The sequence below is a fragment of the Trichococcus sp. genome, assembly GCF_049589555.1.
Classification (GTDB): domain Bacteria; phylum Bacillota; class Bacilli; order Lactobacillales; family Aerococcaceae; genus Trichococcus.
Window position 1 is genome coordinate 1 of record NZ_JBAWAZ010000061.1, and the last position, 4,505, is coordinate 4,505.

The 4,505-nt window shown below is 45.6% G+C and carries 5 protein-coding genes; all 5 read left to right on the forward strand.

All coding sequences use genetic code 11. From position 1 onward, the window contains the following. A partial coding sequence (locus WBV27_RS02920) for a glycosyltransferase (protein ID WP_424199260.1) occupies positions 1–420 on the forward strand: 420 nt, incomplete at its 5' end. Between the two features lie 119 nt (positions 421–539). Beyond that, on the forward strand, positions 540–1,406 hold the full coding sequence (locus tag WBV27_RS02925) for an NAD(P)-dependent oxidoreductase (RefSeq protein WP_424199262.1): 867 nt from the start codon (positions 540–542) through the stop codon (positions 1,404–1,406). A 110-nt stretch (positions 1,407–1,516) separates the two neighbouring features. Further along, a complete protein-coding gene (locus WBV27_RS02930) occupies positions 1,517–1,747 on the forward strand; it encodes a YkuJ family protein (protein WP_086628356.1) in 231 nt (76 codons plus the stop codon). Between the two features lie 189 nt (positions 1,748–1,936). Further along, positions 1,937–3,226 carry a homoserine dehydrogenase gene (locus WBV27_RS02935; protein ID WP_424199264.1) on the forward strand — a complete coding sequence of 430 codons (1,290 nt, stop codon included), beginning with the start codon at positions 1,937–1,939 and terminating at the stop codon, positions 3,224–3,226. Positions 3,227–3,527: 301 nt separating this feature from the next. Next, complete coding sequence (gene thrB, locus WBV27_RS02940; protein WP_424199266.1) at positions 3,528–4,397, forward strand: homoserine kinase; 870 nt, start codon at positions 3,528–3,530, stop codon at positions 4,395–4,397. Positions 4,398–4,505: the final 108 nt, after the last annotated feature.

Sequence of the window (4,505 nt, forward strand, 5' to 3'; positions counted from 1 at the left end):
GTCGGGGAAGTCAGAAATGAAGATGTAAGCGAATATTACCAAATGGCGGATATTTATATCAATGCTTCAGAATCAGAGACGCAAGGCTTGACCTACTTGGAATCGATCGTAAATGGGTGTCCGGTCATTGCTAAACGGAATGACTATTTATCCGGTCTGATAACAGAGGACAGCCTAGGGATGTTGTTCGAAGCGGATGACAAAATCGGCAAGACCATCATCGCATATGCGGACTTTTTTCACAGTTCCGATGTTGCGATCAACCAAGAAGTATGGGATGAACTGATGCAGGAAATTTCTTCAAAAGCATTTGCGGATGCCGTATTGAGCTATTATCAAACAAGTATCGACATTTATGAATCGCAGCCGCGCGAAGAATTGAAACTGAGAGTGAATCTCCTGGAAAAAATCAAACGTTGAACCCGAACGCCGGGAAGCAGATTGCTTGGATAATCTGTACCCCGGCGCTTTTTTGTTTTTATCTGAGCTAGGCGTAAGGTATACTGTTAACATAGCTTTTGGAAGGGGCGGTTGTATAAATGGAAAAAATTGGTTTTATCGGAACGGGTGTCATGGGCTCATCCATGATCAGACATCTTTTGAATGCGGGCTATCCTGTCCATGTCTATAATCGAACGAAGAGCAGGGCCGATGCGGTCATCGCTGAGGGTGCAAAATGGTGCGATACGCCTGCCGATGTGACGGCGCAAGCAGATATCGTCATCACGATAGTAGGCTATCCGACAGACGTTGAAGAGACCTATTTTGGGGATGCCGGAATCTTCTCGCAAGCGGATGAACACCATATCCTCATTGATATGACGACGAGTACGCCGACTTTGGCGGAAAAAATATATGCTTTCGGGAAAGAAAAAGGGATTCGGACGCTGGATGCTCCGGTATCAGGGGGAGACAAGGGTGCGCAAAACGGAACGCTCACAACGATGGTCGGCGGAGATGAAGAAACATTTGATGCCGCAAAAGATGTCTTGTCCGTTTTTTCGAGCAAGGTGATGCTGCAAGGGCCAGCCGGCAGCGGCCAGCACACAAAAATGGCCAACCAGATCATGGTTGCAGGCACGATGACCGGTATGACCGAGTTGCTTGTTTATTCTAAAGCTGCTGGATTGGATTTGGAACGCGTAATCGAACAAGTCGGTTCCGGCAGTGCCGCGAACTGGTCTTTGACGAACTATGGCCCTCGGATCCTGAAGCAAGATTACACAGCGGGGTTCTTCGTCAAGCATTTTGCGAAAGACCTTAAGATTGCACTGGATGAAGCGGAGAAGATGGGCATCGATTTGCCGGCTACAAGACAGGCAGCGCTACTTTACGAACAATTAGCGGGCAAAGGTTTCGCTGATGATGGTACGCAAGCGCTGGTGAAGCTTTGGTGGGGCGAATAAGGCGCACTGCTCAAATATTGATTTTCTTGGGTAAATTACAGTAAATTGATGCGCAGTCAGAAAAAAAATGCTAGAATAAATAAGAAGTTAGTCTTGAAAGGGGAAATATCATGAAACCTTCACAGCTCTCAGCGATCCTTCGTCGCCTAGAAGTAATGATGGAAGACAATGGTGATGTCGAAATCCGTCGTTTTGAAAAAGCAGGCGTAGAACGTTGCGTCGTTAAATACAACCGCGATACGGAAAGTTTTGAATTGGAAGAACACGATTCAAACCAAACTTATCAATTTGATGATCTTGATTTAGTTGCCATCGAAATTTACGAATTATTACAAGATTAATTCATCCATCCTTGCATGAACTAAGGCAGCGGGAAAATGAGTCGGCTCATTTTCCCGCTGCCTTTTTTTGTCTTTTCCATTTTCATGGGAATAAAGTGGCAATCATTAAAATTTTTTAATTTTTATGTAGAGTAATTCCGCAACATTCAGTATACTGTGTAATAAGGAAATAATTGAAGAGGTGGAATAATGGCAAACAAGATTTACGTAGGTTTATTAGGACTAGGAACGATAGGGACTGGCGTTGCCCGCATCATCGGCGGCCACCAAAATAAAATCAATCAAGTCGTCGGACAGGAAGTAGTCATCAAATCGGTTCTGGACCGCGATATCGAAAAATGCAAAACGTTCTTTGGCGATGCTGTTCATTGCACAGATAATTTTGATGAGATTTTGAATGACGAAGAAATTTCAATCATCGTAGAATTGATCGGATATGTTCCGGCAGCAAAAGATTACATTTCTAAAGCTTTGGCGGCTGGAAAGCATGTCGTTTCAGCGAATAAAGATCTTGTGGCTTTGCATGGAAAAGAATTGGTCACTCTGGCGAAAGCGAACAAATGCGATTTCTTGTATGAAGCAGCTGTTGCTGGCGGTGTACCGATCTTGCGTGCGATCACGGAAAGTTTTGCTTCCGACAACATCCAAAAAGTCATGGGAATCGTGAACGGCACGACCAACTTCATGATGACGAAAATGGATAAAGAAGGCTACTCTTACGATGAAGCCTTGGCATTGGCACAGGAATTGGGCTTTGCCGAAAAAAATCCGACAAGCGATGTCGATGGATTGGATGCAGCGCGCAAAATGGTCATTTTGGCTCGTCTTGCATTCGGAACGAATGATGTGACTTTGGATGATGTAGCAGTGACGGGTATCCGCAACGTTTCCATCAACGACATCAAGTTGGCGAATCGTTTGGGCTACAAAATCAAGTTGATCGGTACTGCCGAAAAAATCGGCGACAGCGTCAATGTCGAAGTCGGACCGGTATTTGTTCCGGAATCGCATCCTTTGGCCAGCGTCAACAATGAAATGAATGCTGTATTTGTGGCTGGGGAAGCCCTTGGGGAAACGATGTTCTACGGTGCTGGAGCCGGCGAGTTGCCTACCGCGACAGCTGTTGTCAGTGATGTGATGAATATCGCTAAGAACATCCTTTTGGGAACAACCGGAAACATCTTTAACGAGTATGAGGTAGAGACCCGAATCGCGAAGCCTGAGCAGGTCATCAATCCTGTATTTATGCGCTTGGAAGTTACCGATCGCGCAGGCCAGTTTTTGGAATTGGCGAAAATCTTCGCCACTGCAGAAGTCAGCTTTGATAAGATCATCCAAGAGCCATTGGCGAACGGTAAAGCGATCATTGTCATCGTTACGCATCCGATGTCGAAAGCTCAAGAAAATGAAATCATCCAAGCGATGGAAGATAATGATGATATGAAATTGAAAGTCCATTTCAAAGTGTTGGAACACTGATCGGATTTCTTTCGTATTTCGAACACACTAAAGATTAGAAAAGCTGAACGGGTTCGTTCAGCCCTGAAAGAAATTTAGGAAATCGTGCCGAATGAGCATCGTAGAGCGCAATAGGTACGATTTATCTAATTTCCGAAGGGCTTACCCGTGAAGCTAGCCAAAGATTTGGGATGCATGAAATAATTTGTAAATCCGTGAAACACCTGTGGTGATGCGCTTTTAAGTTTGAAAAATTTTATGAATTCCTATATGTTTAAGAAATGATGGACCATCGTTCTTTTGGAAAGGATTGATTAGTAGGATGTTTGATATCCGTGTACCGGCAACTTCCGCCAATTTGGGACCAGGTTTCGATTCCCTTGGATTGGCTGTATCATTATATTTGACCTTGACTGTAAAAGAAGAGGCCAACGAGTGGGAGATTCTCCATGATTTGGGAGCGGGGATTCCGACTGACAAAACAAATCTGATTATTGAAACTGCATTGTCTTTGGCGCCGAACATGGCACCAAGGAAAATCACGATGACGAGTGAAGTGCCTGCTGCCAGAGGTTTGGGCAGCAGTTCAGCTGCCATCGTTGCAGGGATTGAGTTGGCTAATCAATGCGCAGATCTGCAGTTGAGCATTGACGATAAAATTCAAATCGCGACACGCATCGAAGGCCATCCTGACAATGTGACACCTGCCATCACGGGAGATTTTACGGTCGGAGCCGTTTTGGATTCCAAAGTATACTGGACGAAAGCGAGTTTCCCTGAAACTGCTTTGGTAGTGACGATTCCGGAAAAGGAATTGTTGACGAAAGAGAGCAGGGCTGTTTTGCCGGATTCGCTTCCGTTCAAGGAAGCGATCAAAGGCAGCAGCATCTCGAATATGCTGGTGGCGGCTGTTTTCTCGGGTGATATCGAAAAAGCGGGCGCATTGATGGAGCAGGATGTCTTCCATGAGCCTTATCGCGGTGCCTTGGTTCCGGAATTGAGTCAAGTCCGGGAATTGGGGCATGAGATGGGCGCGTACGGTACTTACCTGAGTGGTGCCGGCACGACGATACTCACGATGATCCATCCTGAAAAGGCAGCAGCATTCGTAGCTGCGGCAAAAGCCGCTGTCAAAGACAGTGAAGTCAAGTTGCTGCATGTTGAAAAAAATGGCGTGCAAGTAATCAAATGATAGTGGGCCCGAGGAGAAATCCTCGGGTTTTTTGTTTTTTTGGGGGGAGCGCCCGCAAGCTTAGGGGCGAAAGCGAGCAGAAAAGATGAATAACGGAAAGTTATCCAT

What these genes read in the sequence shown, in the direction of transcription:
- WBV27_RS02925 (WP_424199262.1), top strand. Translation starts at nt 540, where the DNA reads ATGGAAAAAATTGGTTTTATCGGAACGGGTGTCATGGGCTCATCCATG.
- WBV27_RS02930 (WP_086628356.1), top strand. Translation starts at nt 1,517, where the DNA reads ATGAAACCTTCACAGCTCTCAGCGATCCTTCGTCGCCTAGAAGTAATG.
- WBV27_RS02935 (WP_424199264.1), top strand. Translation starts at nt 1,937, where the DNA reads ATGGCAAACAAGATTTACGTAGGTTTATTAGGACTAGGAACGATAGGG.
- thrB (WP_424199266.1), top strand. Translation starts at nt 3,528, where the DNA reads ATGTTTGATATCCGTGTACCGGCAACTTCCGCCAATTTGGGACCAGGT.